The sequence below is a fragment of the Rhodococcus sp. DN22 genome, assembly GCF_036669995.1.
Lineage (GTDB): Bacteria > Actinomycetota > Actinomycetes > Mycobacteriales > Mycobacteriaceae > Rhodococcus_F > Rhodococcus_F erythropolis.
Window position 1 is genome coordinate 3,310,660 of record NZ_CP133326.1, and the last position, 19,684, is coordinate 3,330,343.

A 19,684-nucleotide genomic window follows, 5' to 3' on the forward strand; every position below is an offset into this window, starting at 1 on the left:
AGAGGGGGCGTCTCTCGCCTACCCTGTCATGGTGGAAGAAACGAGTGCGCCAGATTACGCCGCGTACGCCGACACCAATCGACTGAAGCTGTTTTCGTTCACGATCGCGGAAAAACGGGCCGAGTACCTCTGGGTACTTCGTGCCTTCGACCATGCTCGCGCCAACTACACCGTCCTGCTGCATGCCGGAGCCGTCGCGCACATCCTCGAGAAGATCGGTGGATCGGATCCGGCGGCCGATCTGTCGGCAGCAGAGGTCACTCCCCTGTTGGATCAGCTCCACGTGTGGGAGATCCTCGAGCGCAGCTACGACGGCACCCGCGCGGCCACGCTGGCCGAGTACCGCAATCGCCACTTCGTCTACCAGTTCGGTCAGGCCGGATACCAGGTCTATCGATCAGTCGAAGACGTTCTCGCCGCACGCCTGGACTCGGCGTCGCTCTCGCGTCTCGCTTTGCCGGACCTGCTCGCAGACATGTCCGAACTCGCCGAGGCCAACCGAAGCTCCGACGGCGATCTGATCTTCCGCAAGCTCAAGCGCCTCGACTCGACACTCTCCGACATGGCTGATCGAGCCGCGCACTTCTATCTCACCCTCGGCGACCTCGTACGGACCACGGAGATCACTCCGCAGGCTTTCCTCACGCACAAGGACGCTCTGCTCACGCACATGCGGGAGTTCAGCTCCGATCTGGCGCGCTACGCCCCCAAGCTCAAGGAAGCGATCGAGCACGTCGAATCCACCGGGGTCGATCGCATGATCCGCCTCGCCGCCGCCAGTGACGAACGGGTGTTCGTCCCGATCACCGAACGCGAAGACGACTGGGCTGCGCGTTGGCGAGGATTGACCGCCTGGTTCGTCTCCGCGGAATCGGGGATCAGCGAGTCCGAGCGTCTACGTGAGGGCACGATGAGCGCGATCGCCGCGGTTCTGGCGCTCCTTCGCCGCGTCACGGAAACCCGTCGCGGCGGCGTCAGCCGTGAGAGCCAGCTCCGGCACCTCGCCGGTTGGTTCGCCGCCACGCCGTCCGAAGACGCAGCTCATGCTCTGTTCCAGGCAGTGTTCGACCTCGGTCGTCCACGCCATCTCTCGATGGTGCATCCGGACGCCGACATCATTTCGCACTCACGCTCGTGGTGGGAGGCACCGCCGGTCGAGATCGCGCGAACACTCGCCGAAACCGGCCGCCCGCCCTCACCCGGCTTGCCGAGCAAAGTCGCCCGCAACGACGGCAGCATCCGCCGCCTGCGCGAAGAGCAGTTGGCGGCGCAACGTACGCGCAGTGCCGCGGCGCAATCCCTCGCGTCGAACGGTGTTTATCAGCGCGAACTCAACGAGCAGGAGACCGAAGTTTTGCTGAGTCTGCTCAATGCAGCACTGACCGCGCGCGTTCCGGTGGTGGGACGCGTCAAGAGCTCCACCGGTAGTGAGAACGGGGTGAAGCTGACGCTCAGTCCCTCGGACGGTTCGACCACCATCAAGACTGCTCGCGGACGAATGCATCTCGACGGCATCGAGGTCAGTGTTCGATGAGAGCTCGCGAGATCACGCCCCTAGCCCTCGATTCGTACCAACGAGCGGCGCGTGTGATTCTGTCCAATCACCTGATCACCTCGACGTACCCGGATCGAATTGCGTTGCCGCTCTTGCGCCGTTGGGCCACCGAGCTACGTGACGACTTACTGGAGCTGTTCGGATACCGCCTCGAGGTGACAGAGACCACCGCTCGCCTGTTCACGGTGTCGGATCGGCTCAACCCGTCGGCACCGGCCAGAACTGCCTCCGAGCGAACCTTCGATCGCACGCGCTACGCCTACCTGGCGTTGTGCCTGGCCGCGCTGGGCCGCGCCGGAAACCAGATCACGTTGTCGGAGTTGGCCGATCACGTCGCGGCCGACGCCGCGCAGGTCGACGGCGTGGAACTCTCCACCGATCGTGCGTCGAACCGCGACGCCTTCGTCGATGCCGTCGGCTGGCTCGGCGTCCGGGGCGCCATCGCCCTCGCCGACGGTGACGCAAACGGCTGGGCGTCCAATCCCGAAGCGGGAGAAGCGCTCTACGACATCGATCGTTCCGTCGTCGTGGCCCTGTTCCGTCCGCCGCGCGCCCTGCAGCACCTGCACTCCATCCGAGGGCTGCTGGCGGCGGAGACCTCGAGCGCCTCCGAGGACGACGGAATTCCCGTGGACGCGAAAGAGATCGGACGCCGAGTGCGTCGGGCACTCGTCGAGCGCCCGGTCGTACTGGCCGGTGAACTCGATCAGCACGAATTGATCGCGTTGGCGCAGCCCAAGACCGCGTCGGAAGTCGAACTACTGACGGGGTTGGTGGCCGAGCGCCGCGCCGAGGGAATCGCGATGATCGATCCCACCGGCCGACTCTCCGACGTCCGCTTCCCGAGCACCGGAACGATCGCTCAGGTGGCACTTCTCCTGGCCGGCGAGATTGCCGACCGCGTACTCGACGTCGACGCTCCCGAACTGCCGAAACTTCCGATCCCGCACGTGTCGGACGATCACCTGATCGAACAACTCGATGCCGCCATCCCTGAGGCTGGAATCTTCGAGGACCTCGCCGACGAGGAAGAAGAATTCCCGCTTCCTGCCGGCGAACCGACCGAGCCACCGGAACCCGTCACGTACCCGAAAATCGACGACGACTGGCTCGCTGACAAGGTCACCGAGTTGGTGGACCAGTTCGGGCGAACTTTCGCGGCGCAGTGGCAGGCCGATCACAACGGGCTGCGCAAGCAGGCGCTCGGGTTGCTGCAACGTCTGCGCCTGACGCATGCGGTCGACGGCGGCGTACTGGTGTTGCCCGTCCTTGCCCGGTACCGCGACGTCGTGGTCTCCGTGCGCGAACGCGATCCTCAGATCGACTTCGCGGTGGACAACTCCGCACCGGATCCGGTCGACGAATTCGGCCCCGAACCTTCCCCCAACGGCGAACTATCAGAGGTAGAGAACGTATGAGCAACGCCCGCTTCCGACCTACTCGGGCTGGAATCATCAACCTCTGGGATTACCGAGACCAAGAGTTCTCGTTCGCCGACGGTCGACTGGTTCTGCGGGGACCCAACGGATCCGGCAAGACCAAGGCCCTCGAGGTCCTGTTCCCGTTCGTCTTCGACGGCCGCATCGAACCGCGGCGCCTCAACCCGTTCGCCGGTGAAGAGCGCACGATGAAGTCCAACCTGCTCTACCGCGGTCAGGACAGCGCGCACTCCTACGTGTGGATGGAGTTCTGCCGCGGCTCCCTCGAAGATCCCGAGTCGGTGACCGTGGGCATCGGCATGCGCGCAACCCGCACCAACGACAAGGTCACCCGCTGGTACTTCGTCGCCGACGGCCGCGTCGGAGTCGACTTCTCGCTGATCGGCAACGACGATCGTCCTCTCACCAAGAAGCAGTTGGCCGAACAACTCGGCAGCGATTCCATCACCGACCGTCCCCTCGACTACCGCACAGCCATCGACGCGCGAATGTTCGGTCTCGGTGTGCAGCGCTACGACCAGCTGATCAATCTCATTCTCACGCTTCGCCGCCCCCAGCTCGCGAAGAACCTCGACCCGAAGGGCCTTTCGCAGGCACTCACCGACGGTCTCCGTCCACTCGACGATCAGTTGGTCCTCGAAGCTGCGCGTTCGTTCAGCGACATGGAGGAAGTCGGCCGCGCGCTCGAGGGGCTCGCGGCCGCCGATCAGGCAGCCCAGAGTTTCATCGGGGTCTACACCAAGTACCTGCGTCAGCAGTCTCGCGGAGAGATCGAACAGGTCAGCACCCGCCTCGCAGCGGTCACCAGAGGTGTTGCCGCCATGGACGAGTCGTCGCTCGCCCAGACCCGCAGCCGTGAGGCGCGGGCAGCAGCCGAGGAGCGCTTCAACCAGGCCGAGCAGGCACTCGAGAACGCGCGCGCCAATGTCGAAGCACTGCAACGCTCGAGCGCGTACGAAGGCAAACAGCAACTCGACGACCTCGCCCAGGCCGTCGCGACGCTCAAGCTCTCGACCGAGCAGCAGGCAGACAAGTCCCGGAAAGCGCAGGCCGCACTCGCACAACGCGGCGACGAAGCCGACAAGGCTGCATCGTCGGTCAAGCGTGCGGCCGAAGCACTCTCGCGCGCCGAGGACGAACTTCAGGCAGCAGCCGAGGACGCCGGCATCGTCTGGACTCCCCTGCCCGACGGCTCACGCAGTGACCAGATCACGGCAGCCGTCCGTGGCCATGCCGAGGAGCGTGACGGTGACGTACGCGTCGTCCGCACCGCACTGGCGACCGTCGAGAAGGCGGCGACCGAACGAACCCGGGCCGAAAACAGCTCTCGCCGTGGACAAGAGCTGCTCGAAGCGTCCAAGGCGGCTGTGCTCGAGGGCGAAGCTGCCGTGGAACTCGCACGCAGTCAGTGCGCCAGCGGGCTGCGCGCGTGGTGGACCGATCACTCCTCCCTGTTTTCGGCTGTCGGCGCCGACACGTCGCTGTTCGAAGCTCTCGACGCGGCGCTCGCCGAGGTCGGCGACGAAGACGCTCCGGCGCTGTCCGCAGTTCTCGCCGAGCACACCGAGGCCGGCACCGAGACGCTGCGCGAGCGTCGACGTGAGGCCGAAGCTGAAATATCTGCATCACACGCCTCCATCGCGGCTCTCAAATCCGAGCGCAAGGCCGTCTCCGCGGAACACGACGACGCTCCGCCTGCCTTCCACGCACGCACCGATAACCGCAGTGAACTGGGAGGTGCACCGCTATGGCAGTTGGTGCGCTTCGCCGATTCCGTCGAACCAGACGTGGCCACGGGAATCGAATCCGCACTCCAGGCGGCAAATCTGCTCGACGGCTGGGTCTGCCCGGACGAGAAGATTCCCGAGCACGTGAGCGAGCAGTTCCTGACGGCTCTGCCCGTCAAGCAGCGTCCGAAGGGACGAACGCTGGCCGACGTCCTCGAGGTCGAAGGCAATGCCGACGTACCCGACGCTCGGGTACAGGACATTCTCGCGTCGATCAGTCTCGTCGAGGCACCGGGAGACTCCGATGCAAGCGTCGCGATCGGCGTCGACGGCCGCTTCTGGCAGGGCGTCGCGCGTGGCCGGCACGTCAAGGCCGATGCCGAGTACATCGGCACCACAGCACGGGCGCGTCGACGCGAAGCTCGGATCACCGAGATCGACGCGGCTCTGGAAGAACTTGCCGCGGCAGTCGATACGGCCAAGGCACTGGTAGCGCAGACCAACGAGCAACTGAGCCGGATCAACTCTGCGGCAAAGGAATTGCCGAAGACAGGTTCGATCCTGCGCGCACTCAAGACGGTCACCGAATCCGCCGGCGCACTCCGTACTCGCTCGGAGGCCACGGAAACGGCACAACGCGAACTCGATGCGGCGATCGCTGATCTCGCGGCGAAGGAAAAGCAACTCCGAGCGACGGCGTCGCAGCACCGGACGCCGCATATCGGCCGTGAACTCGACTCCCTCGCGGCGGCGATCCGCCATTTCGAGAAGCAGGGCGAACTGGCGCTGCGCTGCCGACGGGAGCATGCCAAGGAAGTCGAACTCGAACGCGAGTCTCGCGACCGTCTCGACGAATCACGCGCCAATGCGGAGGAATTCGCCGAGGAAGCCGCCATCGCCGAGGAGAGTCTGCTCCAGCAGGTGCAGCGTCTCGAGACGCTGCGCGACACCCTCGGTGCCAGCGCCGAGCAGATCGACCTGGACCTGGCAAAAGCCCGCGCGAAGATCGAAGAATGCAAGGTCGAACAGCGTGCGGCGCGAAAGGCGTACGACGCCGCCGTCCTCCAGATCGGCACGGCGGAGGGTGCGTACAACACCGCCGTGGAGACCTTGCGTCACACCCTGACCGAAACCCGCAGTGATGCAGAGCGACTCGCACCCTACGCGCGCCCGGACCTTCTCCAGTTGTTGGGCGTCAAGGAACATCTGAGCTGGCCGGCAAGTTCAGCGGCGTGGATGAGCCCCGATCAGTTGGTCTACCGCATCCAGAACGAAGATCGCAGCGAGGACGCAGCCCACCCGCCTGTCCTCCCCGAAGACGTCGACAAGTTGTACCGAGCGCTCGAGGCTGCGACCTCGGCAGTCCGAGTCACCGACGGCGCCCGAAAGGCAACCCGCACGGCACTGACCTCGGCGCTGCAGGACTTCGACGCGCAACTCGCAGCAGCCGGACAGGACTACCGTCTGCAGTGGGATGCACCGGATGGGCTGACCGTCGTACGAGTCCAGGACGATCAGGGCTATTCGTCGATCGGCGAGTTCGCAACGCGGATCCACGACGCTCGCGGCGATCAGGAGCAGTTGCTCACCGAATCCGAGCGTCGCATTCTCGAAGATGCCCTGTTGACGGGATTGGCTCAGCAGATCCACGAGCGCACGGTCGACGCACGCGAGTTGATCGCACAGATGGGCACCGAGATGCGTGAGCGTCGGATGTCCTCAGGTAATACCATCGGCGTTCACTGGGTGCTCGCCGACAACCTCGACGACAGCTCGCGGGCGATCTCCAAGCTGCTGGATCGAGACGCGTCGGCCCTCGGCGTCGATGAACTGGCAACTCTGCGAGCACATTTCGCGACGCAGATCCGTACCGCCCGCGCGGCGCACCCCGAACGCTCGTACCCGGAGATTCTGTCCTCGGCGCTCGACTACCGTCAATGGCGCGTGTTCTCGTTCACCCTCATCAGCGGTGAGGGCAAGGAAGACCGTCTTACCGTCGCGCGGCACAGCGCGCTGTCCGGTGGCGAGCAGTCCGTCTCGCTGCACCTTCCGCTCTTCGCGGCGGCGCACGTCATGTTGGACTCGGCCGACCCGCACGCCCCGCGTCTGCTGGCACTCGACGAGGCTTTCGCCGGTGTCGACGACAACGGTCGCAGCGAGCTTCTCGGCTTGAGCGTTCAGTTCGACCTGGACCTCTTCATGACCGGCTACGACCTGTGGATCACATACGCAGACGTCCCCGGGTGTGCGCACTACGACCTCGCGCACTCCACGGCCGAACAGGCTGTCAGCGCCGCGCTGCTGGTCTGGTCGAACGGTGAGCTGCTTGCCGAGCACGACGGAACGGATCTGGCGAGGGCATTGGGCTCGCCGCTACGGCGCCGGGTGCCGACACCCGCCGAAGGTGCGTTGGACTACGCCTAGAAACTGCTGTGCGCCTTTATTAACCGCGGGCGGTTAATAAAGGCGCACAGCAGGGGTTCAGCGAAGCGAAATACCCAGTAGGGCGTCGACGGCATCGGCGAACTCGCTGGGTGCCTGCGTGTCGGATCCGCCGCCCTCGATGGCGCGGCGGGCCCAACCGTCGAGCGCGTCGAGCGCCTTCGGGGTGTCGAGATCGTCGGCCAGGTGCTGACGCAAACGCGCAACAGTGTCAGTGGCAGACGGCGCAGAACCGAGAGCTGCTGCCTCGCGCCACACCTTCAGGCGCGACTGAGCATCCGCGAGGACCTGATCGGTCCACGCGCGATCCTGGCGGTAGTGGCCGGACAGCAGTCCGAGACGGATTGCTGCTGGGTCCACCCCCTCGCCGCGCAGCTTGGAGACGAAGACCAGGTTTCCCCGACTCTTCGACATCTTTTCGCCGTCGAGACCGATCATGCCGGTGTGCACATAGTGCCGCGCGAATCGGCGATCACCCGTTGCCGATTCGGCATGCGCAGCCGAGAACTCGTGGTGCGGGAAGATCAGATCGCTGCCACCGCCCTGGACGTCGAAGCCGGAGCCGATGCGGTTGAGTGCAATGGCCGCGCATTCGATGTGCCAGCCGGGGCGACCCGGCCCGAAAGGTGAGGGCCACGAGGGCTCGCCCGGACGCTCCGCACGCCAGACAAGTGCGTCGAGCGGATTGCGCTTTCCGACGCGATCGGGATCTCCGCCGCGTTCGGCAAAGAACTTCTCCATCGTCGCGCGGTCGTAGCCCGACTCGTAGCCGAACTGCTCGGTCGCGTCGGCACGGAAGTAGACGTCGGGGAACTCCGCGTCGTCGACGATGTACGCGGCGCCGGACGCCACGAACTTCTCCACCAACTCCACTACTTCGTTCACCGATTCGACGGCGCCGATGTAGTCCTTCGGCGGAAGCACACGCAGCGCTTCCATGTCCTCTCGGAAGAGTGCCGTCTCACGCATGCCGAGGACGATCCAGTCCTCGCCGTCGCGATTGGCTCGCTCGAACAGCGGGTCGTCCACGTCGGTCACGTTCTGGACGTAGTGGACATCGTGTCTGGCGTCGCGCCAGATTCGGTTCACGAGGTCGAACGTGAGGTACGTGGCCGCGTGGCCGAGGTGGGTGGCGTCGTACGGGGTGATGCCGCAGACGTACATCGTCGCCTTCTCGCCCGGGGTGACGGGGCGAACCTGACGGTCGGCTGTGTCGTACAGCCGCAACGGCGGCCCCTGACCGGGAACGGACGGGAGTGCGGTATCGGACCAAGACTGCATGCTGCCGAGCCTAGTGGAGACTGCTCTGAGGCTGGGAAGGTGCTGGCTGATCCTGCTCCGGTTCGGGCGTCGACGCGAGCTTGCTCGGCCACCAGATCTTCTGACCGATGTCGTAGGTCAAGGCCGGGACCAGCAAGGATCGGACGATCAGAGCGTCGAGCAGGACACCGAACGCCACGATGAACGCGATCTGGGCGAGGAACAACAGCGGGATCACCGCCAACGCCGAGAAGGTTGCTGCCAGAACAACTCCGGCAGATGTGATCACCCCGCCGGTCACCGTGAGTCCCCGCAGAGCACCCGCCCTGGTGCCGATCTTCAGCGCTTCCTCACGCACCCTCGTCATGAGGAAGATGTTGTAGTCGATTCCCAGAGCCACGAGGAACACGAACGCAAAGAGCGGGACCACCGGATCCGCACCGGGGAAACCGAAGACGTGGTCGAACACCAGCGACGAAATGCCCAGTGTCGCAGCAAACGAGAGCACCACGGTGCCCATGAGAAGCAGCGGTGCGAGAAGCGAACGCAGCAAGAGCGAGAGAATCACGAACACCACGATGATCACCACGGGAATGATGAGTGTCCGGTCCCGTGTCGAGGTGGTCTTCGTGTCGAGGTCGGTCGCAGTGACACCACCGACCAATGCGTCGGCGCCCTCCACTGAGTGAACTGCATCACGCAGTCGCACGATGGTGTCTTCGGCCTCGAGCGAGTCGGCAGCGTCAGTCAACGTCGCCTGCAGGGAGACTCGCCCGTCGACAACCAGAGGCGCTCCCCCGTTCTGCACGACGCTCACGTCGCTGACACCCTCCACGCGACTGGCCGCCGCAACGGCATCCACTTGGTCTGCATTCGCGATGACCACGGCCGGTGAACCCGAACCCGCGTCGAAGTGCTCGCCGAGAATCTCCTGGCCTGCAACCGAATCGACATCGAGCAAGAAGATGTCGGACGACGAGACACCGCTGGCTTTGAACTGCGGCATCATCATCGCGAAGATCACCAGCACCAGCGTCGACGCCACCCAGAAGCGGCGCGGATGCCTACCGATTCGAGCAGCGAGCCCGGCCCAGAACCGGTGATCGTTCGCCTCGTCGTGGTGCTCGCGGTCGGCATCGAACTTCGGCTTGGTCGGCCAGTACGCCGTCCTCCCGAACAGAACCAGAACAGCAGGTAGGAAGGTCATCGATGCGAGGAAGGACGCGGCGATACCGATGGCGGCCACCGGACCGAGTCCGCGGTTCGAGTTCAGGTCGGAGAGCAACAGGCACAGAACGCCCGCGATGACCGTTCCCGCAGACGCTGCGACAGGTTCGAGCGTCGCGCGCCACGCAGTGCGCATTGCTGCGTACTTGTCCTTCTCGATCCGCAACTCTTCCCGATAGCGAGAGACCAGAAGTAGCGCGTAGTCGGTGGCGGCACCGAACACGAGGATGAACAGGATGCCCTGGCTCTGACCGTTCAGTGCGATGACGTCCGCGTCCGCGAGCAGATACACGAGCAAGCTCGACAATCCGAGTGCGAAAATCGCCGAGAAGATCACCACGAACGGCAGGATCGGGCTCCGGTAGACGATGATCAGGATCACGATCACGACGGATCCGGCTACCAACAACAGCAATCCGTCGATACCGGCGAATGCTGCCGACAGATCCGCAACCTGCCCAGCGGGGCCGGTCACCTTGACTGTCAGTCCGTCAGGGCTCGACTCCAGCGCCGCGCGCAGCGCTTTCACGCTGTCCTTGACTTCGAGGGTGCTGTCGACCGGCAGGAACATCTGGAGTGCCTGGCCGTCGGCCGACGGGATCGGCGGCGATGACGCGTCACCGAATCCTTCGGTACCGACAAACGAATCGACGGTCTGGGACAGGAAGGTGGAGTCGGCGGGCTCGAGGCCACCCGGTCGTTCCGCCACGATGATGGCCGGCACGAAGCGCGTGTCCGTGAAGCTCTCTTGAAGCTTTGCCACCTCGGTCGCTTCGGCCGACGCAGGCAGGAACGACGTGTTGTCGTTCTGCTGCACCGTGCTGAGCTTTCCGGCGAACGGACCGCCGAATCCTCCGATTGCCAGCCAGCCGATCACGAGGAGAGCTGGCACAATCCATCGAAGGCGACGAACAGGACGATTTTGTACTGGTGTGCTCACTGGGTCTCCAGGGATCGGCAGCAGAGGACTTGCCGACTATTTTGTTCAGCATGCTGAGTAATTGCAAACGGAAGGCAGAAAAATGAGCAGCGACGGCCTGGACGACTGGCCCACCGGCCGGCTGTTGTCCACCGCTGCACGCCTGGTGGAGCACTCGTGGGAGAAGGTCTTGCGGTCTCAGGACATGACGCACGCGGGCCTGATCGTGCTCCACTCGATCGCCGGTGGGGCGGCGTCTCAACGCGACATCGCGAAGAACGCCCGAGTCACCGATCAGACGATGAGCCGCACGATCGACCGTCTCGAACGAGCGGGTTACGTCACTCGTGACACCGATCCGAGGGACGAGCGTCGGCGCGTGATCGCGATAACCGACGCCGGAAGACTGACGTACGAGCGACTACTGACGCTCGAGAAGGAAGATGCGGCGTTGACCGTCGGCGTCGGGGATGTCGCCGCGCTGCGCGAACAACTACTGCGATTGGTTCGCTCACCCGGATTGACGGCAACTCGCGAACAGCAGGAAACGTCTCGCGACTAGAAGGCCGGCCAGGGAATCGTTCGATGGCCGTTCGGCTCAGGCATCACAGCGGACTCGGCGAACTGCATCGCCCGCACCGCCAAAGCCACGATCTCTTCCTCGGTGATCAGTTCGGACAACTCGTCGCCGAGATCCCCGTCGAGAGTTGTCGCGAATTCGGCGACGTCGGCGATCAAAGCACCGGGTACGGGCTGCCCGGCCCACCCCCACAACACGGTCCGCAGCTTGTTCTCCGAGTGAAGACAGATTCCGTGATCAACGCCGTACACCGAGCCGTCGACGCCTTCGAGGGCGTGACCACCTTTGCGGTCGGCGTTGTTGATGAGGACGTCCAGAACGGCCATTCGCTGCAGCCGTGGATCGTCCGCATGGATCAGGGAGACTGGTTCACCCTCCGAGTCGAAGGCCTGCAGGACCTCGAACCACCCCGGCGGAACGTTGCCGGGACTGCACAGGTCCACCATCTCGAGTCCGCCAGATCCATCCGCACGGCGATCGACGGTGTCGATCCATCGCTGCACCATGCCTGGACCGAAGGGGCCGTCCCGCAACACTGTTCGCGGAATCACTCCCCAACCCAGCGCCTCGGACACGCGGTACGACGCGACCTCACGCCCCGCCAGAGTGCCGTCCGGGAAATCCCACAGTGGGCGTTCACCCCGGACCGGCTTGTAGACCACGCGGGTGGACTTCTCCCCCAGAGTCGACTCACATACCAGCGTGGCGTTGCTCGCCGTGGTGATCTGACCGATCAGAGTCAGATCACCCTCGAGCAGCACGTCCGGCACACCAGGTTCGGACACGACGTCAGACCTCGTCGTCGTCTGCGTCGTCGATCGCAAAACCGAAGGACTCGCCGCGTCGGTACCCATTGGTGCGGATGCAGACGTGCCCCTCGGGCGCCAACGGTTCACCACACAGCGGGCACGGCGCGCGTCCCGCCGCGATGACGCGTTCGGACCGCAGCGAAAACTCGCGCGCTTGCTCCGGAGTCAGGAACACACGGACTGCGTCCGGACCGTCGTCGGCGTCGTCGAGGACAACCGATTCGTCGAACTCCGTCTCGCTGACGGCAAGCAGCTCCACGACGACCGCCCCGGCATCGGCGTCCCAACCGAGCCCCATCGTGCCGACCCGGAACTCCGCGTCGAGCGGTGTGACCAGCGGGCTGAGGTCGGAGACGTCGTCGGCTTGTGGCGGAACCTCGGTTCCGAAGCGTCGATGTACCTCTTCGAGGAGTAAGCCCATGCGATCGGCGAGGACCTGAACCTGCTGCTTCTCGAGCAGCACACTCACCACCCGTGATTCGTGCACGGCCTGGAGATAGAAAGACCTGTCACCGGGTTCGCCCACCGTTCCTGCGACAAATCGGTCAGGAGTGCGAAATACGTGAATCGCGCGCGACATTGCACCTCCTCGAGTTCGAGCAGAACATCACTGAATACCCATTATCCGTCACAGCTCACGCACCGACCTCTCCGCCGGGGACGGACTCCTGCGCGGGAGCCGAACCGTTGGTCGCGGCCTTCGCCGCACCGATCGCGGCGAGCACGTCTCCGGTGTCGTTGACGCGAAGAACGAACGGCAGTGTCGCCGTGTAGCGAATCACACTGACCGAGGCGGGCTCGGCGACGATGCGCTGGAACGAATCGAGATGCATCGCAAACGCGTCGGCGAGAACCGATTTGATGACGTCACCGTGCGTGCACGCAATCCAGACGACGTCCTTGCCGTGTTCTTCGGCCAGCCGTGCGTCGTGCTCTCGGATCGCGGCAACGGCTCGCGCCTGTACCTGGGCCAGCCCTTCACCGCCGGGAAACACTGCACCGGAAGCGTGGCGCTGCACCACTTTCCAGAGCGGTTCTTCCAAGAGTTCCTTGAGCGGGCGACCCGTCCAGTCGCCGTAATCGACCTCGATGAGGCGATCCTCGACCACCGGCGTCAGACCACGGTCGACGGCAATGGGGCCGACCGTCTGCTCACACCGCAACAGCGGCGAGCGGACGATCTCCGCGATGTCCAGACCGACCAGCCGATCGACGACGCCTTCGGCCTGTTTCCGGCCGTGGTCGTCGAGTTCCACACCCGGCGTTCGACCGGCCAGGGTATGGGCAGTGTTGGACGTCGACCGCCCGTGCCGCAGTAGGACAACTGTCATTCCACAACCCTAATGGGGCGGTGGCCGCACGGACGGGTGGTCGACGTCGAAACGGGCCCTATGTCGCGGACACGACCCCTGTGGCCAGCAACGCAAGGACGACTACGCCGAGAGCGATTCTGTATCCGACGAACCAGTACATGGAGTGATCGACAACAAATCGAAGCAGCCAGGCGATCGCTGCGTAACCGACCGCGAAGGCGATGACGGTTGCCACCAGCAACTGCGGACCGCTCGCGTTCAGACCCTCACCAGCCGGCTCGAAGGCATCCGGGAGGCTGAACAAACCGGAGGCGAGAACTGCCGGAATCGCCAACAGGAACGAGTAACGGGCTGCGGCCTCACGGGTGAGTCCGAGGAAAAGGCCGGCACTGATCGTGCCACCCGAACGTGAGACACCCGGGATGAGCGCGAGCGCCTGAGCCGAACCCATGATGATGCCGTCGCGTGCTGTGAGCGATTCGATCGGGCGCGTCTTGCGTCCGTAGTACTCGGCAGCAGCGATGACGAGCGCGAACACGATCAACATCGTAGCAATCAGCCACAGATTGCGTGCGCCGGTACGGATCTGGTCTTTGAAGAAGAACCCGAGGATGCCGACCGGGATGGTGCCGATGATGACGTACCAGCCCATCCGGTAATCGAGATCGCCCCGGTGCTCGGCATTGAACACACCTCGGAACCAGGCAGTGATGATCCTCACGATGTCGCGTGCGAAGTAGATCAGGACCGCCAACTCGGTGCCGAGCTGCGTCACGGCGGTGAACGACGCGCCGGCGTCACTGCCGAAGAATATCTCCGACACGATTCGCAAATGTCCGGAAGACGAGATGGGCAGGAACTCGGTCAAGCCCTGCACGAGGCCCAGGATCACGGCCTGGAGCCAGGTCATCGCTTCGCCCATCACTCACCGATCCCGGCTGATTCGAATGGGGTTACTGCACACAGGTTTCGTGTGTCGGGTTCACGTTTCACCGGCGCCACGCTACCGGGGCCCACGGCGCCGCGCCGCGCCCGGCACGTCCGTGTCCGAATACCCCGACTCGAGGCGAGCGCCTACTAGTCTGCACGTGGTGAGATCTCTCGGGTGCCGCACTTGCGCACACGAGTCGGGCGCGAGATGCAGGCGGTTATGAAGCACAGATCTGTCGGAACGAGCGGACTTCGGGTCTCGCGACTTGGGCTCGGCACACTGACATGGGGACGCGACACGGACGGCGACGAGGCTGCTGCACAGCTACTTGCGTTCGCCGAGGCCGGCGGAACCCTGGTCGACACCTCGCCCGCCTACGGCGCCGGTGCGGCGCAACGGATCCTCGCCGAGTTGCTCGACGACGTCGTTCCACGTGACGAACTCATCATCAGCTCGAGCGCCGGCATCGACCCCACACCGATCGGCACCGACCGCGTCGACTGCTCGCGGCGCGGATTGCTCCGCCAGCTCGACGCGACTCTTCGTGAACTCGGAACCGACTTCCTCGACATGTGGCAGGTCGCAACCTGGGATCCGCTCACGCCCGTCGACGAGGTTGCAGCAACCCTCGACTACGCCGTCTCGAGCGGCAAGGTGCGGTACGTCGGAGTTCGCGGCTACCTCGGCTGGCAGCTCGCGACGGCCGTAGGAGCCGGTGGCGCAACAACACTCGCCGCGACGCAGGCCGAGTACTCGTTGCTCGCACGCGGCGTCGAGGAAGAATTGTTCGCAGCGGCGGCCCATCACGGCGTCGGAGTGTTCGCCGCAGTACCCCTCGCGGGCGGTGTGCTGACCGGCAAGTACCGCGACGGCATTCCCGTCGATTCCCGCGGCGCCGACGAAGCACATTCGCAGGATGTGCAGAGCTATCTGACCGATTCCTCGATCCGGGTGGTCGACGCAGTCGTTACCGCTGCCGACGGTCTGGGTACTTCCCCACTGGCGGTGGCACTGGCCTGGGCGCGCGATCGCGCCGGGGTGGCCAGCGCCGTCGTCGGCACGCGTGATCTCGCCCAGTTGACAGGAGTACTGGCAACCGAAGAATTGGAACTTCCGAAAGCGATTGCCGCGGCTCTCGACGATGTGAGCGCTTGATCTGTCCCGCTGATCGAAATACCGGAGGTATCGTGTTGGCGAGGGCAGGCTAACCTAGTAGGCAACGCTTGACTACAGCCTCAGGAGAATCAATGACCACGCTCGACGTAGACAGCCTTTCCGCAGACGCAGGCCCAGCCTTCTCCGAACGAATCAAGACCGAGACGGACGCAGCACACCGCGAGACGGAGCAGTCGCGATTCGTAGGCGCACTACTCGGCGGTGAGCTGACCACGGCTGGCTACGCCGCACTTCTGGGACAGACGTACCTCGTCTACACGAGCCTCGAAGAGGCCGGCCGCACACACGCCGACAACGAGTTGGTCGCCCCGTTCCTGTCCGAGGATCTGTTGCGCGTGGCTTCACTCGAAGCCGATCTCGAGTTCCTCGGCGGACCGAACTGGCGCGACGAACTCGTGGCCCTGCCGGCAACCGAGCGTTACATCGCCCGCCTGAAGGAGGTGGCGTTCGATTGGCCTGCCGGCTTCGTCGCACATCACTACCTTCGGTACATGGGCGATCTCTCGGGCGGACAGATCATCCGCCGGATGCTCGAACGCGCCTACGGATTCGAGACCGACGGACTTCGCTTCTACATCTTCGAAGGCATCCCCAAGCCGAAGCCTTTCAAGGACGACTACCGCTCGAATCTGGATGCACTGCAGATTCCTGCCGAGGAACAGCAGCGTTTCATCGACGAGGTGAATCTGGCATACCGCCTCAACGGCGACCTGTTCGCCGACCTCGAAGGCGACATCGAGAGCTACCTCGTCAAATGATGAAGCGCTTGGCCGCGGCGGCTCTGGTCGCAGCAGCCGGTTTCGGTCTGGTGGCTTGCGGTCCCAGCGACAATTCCACGACATCTCAGGGCGCCAGGACCGCGGTACTCGAAGATTCCAGCCCGGTTCCCGTGTCCGACAACCCGACCGCGACACTGCCCGTGACGGTGAAGAGCTTCGACGGCGTCGACGTGACCATCACCGACAACAGCCGGATCGTTGCGGCCGACCGCTACGGGACGCTCGCGACGACGACGGTGGCGCTCGGCCTCGGTGACAATCTCGTCGGCCGCGACACCGCAGCCAAGTTCCCCGCAGTCGCGGACGTGCCGGTTGTCACGGTCGGCGGCCAATCGCTCAATACCGAGGCAATTCTCGACCTCAATCCCACCGTTGTTCTCACCGACACGAGTATCGGGCCCAAGAGCGTCCAGGATCAGTTGCGCGCCGCCGGTGTTCCCGTCGTCTTCTTCGATCCGACCCGAACACTCGAGGGTGTGCCAGGACAACTCCAGGCCGTCGCCGACGCGCTCGGCGTACCCGCCCAGGGCGCAGCGCTGGTCGATCGGACCGAATCGGAAATCGCTGGAGCTCGCGATCTGGTCCCCACCGAGGGCGATCCACTGAAAATCGCATTCCTCTACATGCGCGGATCGGCCATCACCATGATCGGCGGTGAAGGGTCCGGAGCAGATTCCTTGATCGAGGCACTCGGCGCCACCGATGCAGGAACCGCCTCGGGCATCACACAACAGTTCGTGCCCATCACCAGCGAAGCGCTCATCGCCGCAGCGCCTGACGCCCTGCTGATGATGACGGACGGATTGGCATCGATCGGCGGAATCGACGGCCTCGAAAAGGTCCCTGGCATCGCTCAGACGCCGGCTGGAAAGAACAAACGAGTAGTCGACATGGCGGACGGAGTACTGCTCAGCTTCGGGCCGAACACCGGACGCGTCATGGCGGCACTCGCCGAAGCGATCTACGAGCCCGGTGGATCGTGAGCAAAGATTCGTGAGTGCTGATTCGTGAGTACAGAGACAGGTAGTTCCGAAGCAGGTAAGACTGTGTCCGCAGCCGAGGATTCCCATGACGTCGGGGGCGCCGACAAGTCGGCGTCTGGCCCCGCGTCGCGGTCGCGGGTGAGTGCGGTTCTGGTCAGCTTGACTCTCGCCCTCGTGATCGTCGCGGTGCTGTCGGCGTGCATCGGTCAAGTTCCGACGTCGCCTCTCGAGGTTTTGGGCAGCATCCTGCATCGCATCGGGCTCGACCTCGGTCCGATGCCCGCCCATCCCAGCGGTGAAGTGACTTTGTGGGAGGTTCGATTCCCCCGCGTCGTGCTCGCCATCTGTGTCGGCGCGGCGCTGGGATGTTCCGGTGCGCTCCTGCAGGGTGTGTTCTCCAATCCGCTCGCAGAACCCGGAGTGATCGGAGTGTCTGCGGGCGCGGCAGTTGGCGCGAGTGCTGTCATCGTCGTCGGGGGAACGTTCGTGGCCGGCTGGGCCGTTGCTGCGGCTGCGTTCGTCGCCGGGCTGGTCACCACCGCGGCGGTCTACCTGCTGGCTCGGCACGAAGGCCGAACCGAAGTAGTGACGTTGGTGCTGACGGGCGTCGCGATCAACGCGTTCGCCGGCGGGCTCATCGCGTTCTTCACCTTCGTCGCCAGCCCGTCCGCTCGCGATCAGATCGTGTTCTGGCAACTCGGCTCACTCAACGGCGCTTCCTGGAACGCAGTCCTGATCGTGGCGCCGATGACCGTCGTCGGGATCGCCGCGACCATGATGATCGCCCCACGTCTCGACCTGCTGGCGCTCGGTGAACACGCGGCCCGTCACCTGGGCGTCAACGTCGAACGGCTGCGCCAGTTCGCGGTACTGATCGTCGCTCTCCTCGTCTCCGCAAGTGTTGCCTTCACGGGAATCATCCTCTTCGTCGGCCTGGTCGTTCCGCACCTGATGCGCATTCTCGTCGGACCTGGCCACCGCGCGCTGATTCCGGCGAGCGCCCTCGCCGGCGCACTGGTTCTGCTTGTCGCAGATCTGGGCTCGCGGTCGCTGATCGACAACGCAGACCTGCCCCTCGGAATGCTGACCGCTCTGGTGGGCGGCCCCTTCTTCTTCTGGCTTCTCCGACGCACGCGCGCGCAACAGGGCGGGTGGGCATGAGCAGCCTCGTAAGAAACTGGCGCGAACTGTTCGGCCGCGTCACCCCCGAACCGAAGAGCCCAGCCGTCGGTGATGTCACCCTCGAGGCGCGCGACATCACAGTCGAACGCGGTGGTCGGCAGATTCTGGAAGGCGTGTCCATCGAAGTCCGGGCAGGCGAGCTAGTCGTTCTCGTCGGACCGAACGGCGCCGGTAAGTCGACTCTTCTTGCGGCGTTGGCCGGTGATCAGCCCGTCATCGCTGGGCGGGTGGACGTTGACGGCACCGACCTCACTCAGTGGTCGCCGATCGACATGGCGCGCCGACGCGCGGTGCTCCCCCAGAAACACACCATCGGATTTTCGTTCAGCGCTCGCCAGGTGGTTCGTATGGGACGTGCGCCATGGACCGGAACTCGCCGAGAAGACCGCGACGGCGCTGCTATCACCGCGGCGATGAAGACCTGCGATGTCGAGGGGTTCGCCAATCGGCCGTTCGCCGTGCTGTCCGGCGGCGAGCAGGCGCGGGTCGCGCTGGCCCGGGTACTGGCACAGGAAACGTCGACCATCCTGCTGGACGAGCCGACTGCAGCTCTCGATCTCGGACACCAGGAGGCGGTGATGTCCGTGGCGCGCGCTCGCGCTGCGGACGGCGATGCCGTCGTCGTCGTTTTGCACGACCTCGCGTTGGCAGCGGCGTACGCGGATCGGATCGTCGTGCTCGAAAACGGCCGCATCGCCGCTGACGGTCCCCCGGAATCGGTGTTGCACGAAGAGCTTCTGACCCGCGTCTACGGTTATCCGGTCGAGGTGTTCCCGCATCCGACAACCGGAGCAACGCTGGTCATCCCGCGCCGAGAATTCACCGAACAGAATCGATGATCGATCCCAGCCTGTTCAGGACGGCTCTCACCGTCGGCAGGCTGCGGCCGTCGCCGTCACGAACTCCGTCACCGGGACCGGGCTGTGACCAATCAGCCTCCGTGGACAGAACTGCGTCGCGGACCACACCGGCGATGCTTCGCTCGTCGGTCAGATCGATGTCGGTCACCGATCGCTCCGCGGTGGCGACAACGTCTGCAGGGGTCGGCACACTGTGCTCGCAGTATTCGCCGTATACCTCGACGAACAGCATGCTCTTTCGTACGCGGAACGCGAAAGTTCGACCGTCGGACCTGCCGAAACCGTGTGCGTGAGCGCCGACGGTGAGGTCCTCGATCTCGAAGCCCGGCCGCGCCGGTTCGGGCGACTGCGCGCCGGAATCGGTGGGTTCTGTGGGAATCACAATGATCTCCTCGGTGATTGCAGCGTCAACCGCAATCGCTGTTCGTACGGTATCGCGTCAGGGGTGTGAGCGGAATGGTCGGTAGTTCCTCGACGCGATGAACGGCGCCCGACTGCGATC

The 19,684-nt window shown here is 64.6% G+C and carries 16 protein-coding genes; 9 read left to right on the top strand and 7 right to left on the bottom strand.

Annotated features, from left to right (window positions below; genetic code table 11):
- Positions 1-28 precede the first annotated feature (28 nt).
- The 3 genes from RA302_RS15145 to RA302_RS15155 are packed head-to-tail and all read left to right on the top strand — an operon-like array spanning position 29 to position 7,145.
- Positions 29-1,534, top strand: a complete 1,506-nt coding sequence (locus RA302_RS15145) for a TIGR02677 family protein (protein ID WP_007733760.1) — start codon at positions 29-31, stop codon at positions 1,532-1,534.
- Positions 1,531-2,973 (top strand): TIGR02678 family protein, encoded by a 1,443-nt coding sequence (locus tag RA302_RS15150; RefSeq protein ID WP_338477224.1) that lies wholly within the window; start codon positions 1,531-1,533, stop codon positions 2,971-2,973. Before RA302_RS15145 ends, RA302_RS15150 begins: the two co-directional genes overlap by 4 nt.
- Positions 2,970-7,145, top strand: a complete 4,176-nt coding sequence (locus tag RA302_RS15155) for a TIGR02680 family protein (protein WP_338477225.1) — start codon at positions 2,970-2,972, stop codon at positions 7,143-7,145. Before RA302_RS15150 ends, RA302_RS15155 begins: the two co-directional genes overlap by 4 nt.
- 57 nt (positions 7,146-7,202) lie before the next feature.
- On the opposite strand, the gene mshC is transcribed toward RA302_RS15155, so the two are convergent.
- Positions 7,203-8,444: a cysteine--1-D-myo-inosityl 2-amino-2-deoxy-alpha-D-glucopyranoside ligase gene (mshC, locus tag RA302_RS15160; RefSeq protein WP_070161055.1), complete on the bottom strand. Its 1,242-nt coding sequence runs from the start codon at positions 8,442-8,444 to the stop codon at positions 7,203-7,205.
- Between the two features lie 10 nt (positions 8,445-8,454).
- Positions 8,455-10,590: an MMPL family transporter gene (locus tag RA302_RS15165; RefSeq protein ID WP_063316378.1), complete on the bottom strand. Its 2,136-nt coding sequence runs from the start codon at positions 10,588-10,590 to the stop codon at positions 8,455-8,457.
- An 82-nt stretch (positions 10,591-10,672) separates the two neighbouring features.
- Between RA302_RS15165 and RA302_RS15170 the strand changes: the two genes are divergently transcribed.
- Positions 10,673-11,131, top strand: a complete 459-nt coding sequence (locus tag RA302_RS15170; RefSeq protein WP_042450996.1) for a MarR family transcriptional regulator — start codon at positions 10,673-10,675, stop codon at positions 11,129-11,131.
- Here RA302_RS15170 and RA302_RS15175 read toward each other — a convergent pair.
- Genes RA302_RS15175 through RA302_RS15190 form a run of 4 tightly spaced genes read right to left on the bottom strand, consistent with a single transcriptional unit; the run spans position 11,128 to position 14,193 of the window.
- Positions 11,128-11,934 (bottom strand): SCO1664 family protein, encoded by an 807-nt coding sequence (locus RA302_RS15175; protein ID WP_030537533.1) that lies wholly within the window; start codon positions 11,932-11,934, stop codon positions 11,128-11,130. The two genes, RA302_RS15170 and RA302_RS15175, sit on opposite strands and share 4 nt — an antisense overlap.
- 4 nt (positions 11,935-11,938) lie before the next feature.
- Positions 11,939-12,538 carry a DUF3090 domain-containing protein gene (locus RA302_RS15180; RefSeq protein WP_003946200.1) on the bottom strand — a complete coding sequence of 200 codons (600 nt, stop codon included), beginning with the start codon at positions 12,536-12,538 and terminating at the stop codon, positions 11,939-11,941.
- A 55-nt stretch (positions 12,539-12,593) separates the two neighbouring features.
- The gene (locus RA302_RS15185) at positions 12,594-13,289 is read right to left on the bottom strand and encodes a histidine phosphatase family protein (protein WP_003946173.1); all 696 of its coding nucleotides are present in this window, start codon (positions 13,287-13,289) and stop codon (positions 12,594-12,596) included.
- A gap of 58 nt (positions 13,290-13,347) precedes the next feature.
- Positions 13,348-14,193 (bottom strand): undecaprenyl-diphosphate phosphatase, encoded by an 846-nt coding sequence (locus RA302_RS15190; protein ID WP_030537531.1) that lies wholly within the window; start codon positions 14,191-14,193, stop codon positions 13,348-13,350.
- 228 nt (positions 14,194-14,421) lie between these two features.
- Here RA302_RS15190 and RA302_RS15195 point away from each other — a divergent pair, with 228 nt between their 5' ends.
- From RA302_RS15195 to RA302_RS15215, 5 genes are all read left to right on the top strand, one after another.
- On the top strand, positions 14,422-15,357 hold the full coding sequence (locus tag RA302_RS15195) for an aldo/keto reductase (RefSeq protein WP_003946175.1): 936 nt from the start codon (positions 14,422-14,424) through the stop codon (positions 15,355-15,357).
- A 92-nt stretch (positions 15,358-15,449) separates the two neighbouring features.
- On the top strand, positions 15,450-16,136 hold the full coding sequence (locus RA302_RS15200; RefSeq protein WP_003946162.1) for a biliverdin-producing heme oxygenase: 687 nt from the start codon (positions 15,450-15,452) through the stop codon (positions 16,134-16,136).
- Positions 16,133-17,140: an ABC transporter substrate-binding protein gene (locus RA302_RS15205; protein WP_003946195.1), complete on the top strand. Its 1,008-nt coding sequence runs from the start codon at positions 16,133-16,135 to the stop codon at positions 17,138-17,140. Before RA302_RS15200 ends, RA302_RS15205 begins: the two co-directional genes overlap by 4 nt.
- 63 nt (positions 17,141-17,203) lie before the next feature.
- A complete protein-coding gene (locus RA302_RS15210; protein WP_030537529.1) occupies positions 17,204-18,301 on the top strand; it encodes an iron ABC transporter permease in 1,098 nt (365 codons plus the stop codon).
- The gene (locus tag RA302_RS15215) at positions 18,298-19,161 is read left to right on the top strand and encodes a heme ABC transporter ATP-binding protein (protein ID WP_007733386.1); all 864 of its coding nucleotides are present in this window, start codon (positions 18,298-18,300) and stop codon (positions 19,159-19,161) included. Before RA302_RS15210 ends, RA302_RS15215 begins: the two co-directional genes overlap by 4 nt.
- Here the strand turns inward: RA302_RS15215 and RA302_RS15220 are convergent.
- The gene (locus RA302_RS15220; RefSeq protein ID WP_030537527.1) at positions 19,142-19,564 is read right to left on the bottom strand and encodes a hypothetical protein; all 423 of its coding nucleotides are present in this window, start codon (positions 19,562-19,564) and stop codon (positions 19,142-19,144) included. The two genes, RA302_RS15215 and RA302_RS15220, sit on opposite strands and share 20 nt — an antisense overlap.
- Positions 19,565-19,684 lie beyond the last annotated feature (120 nt).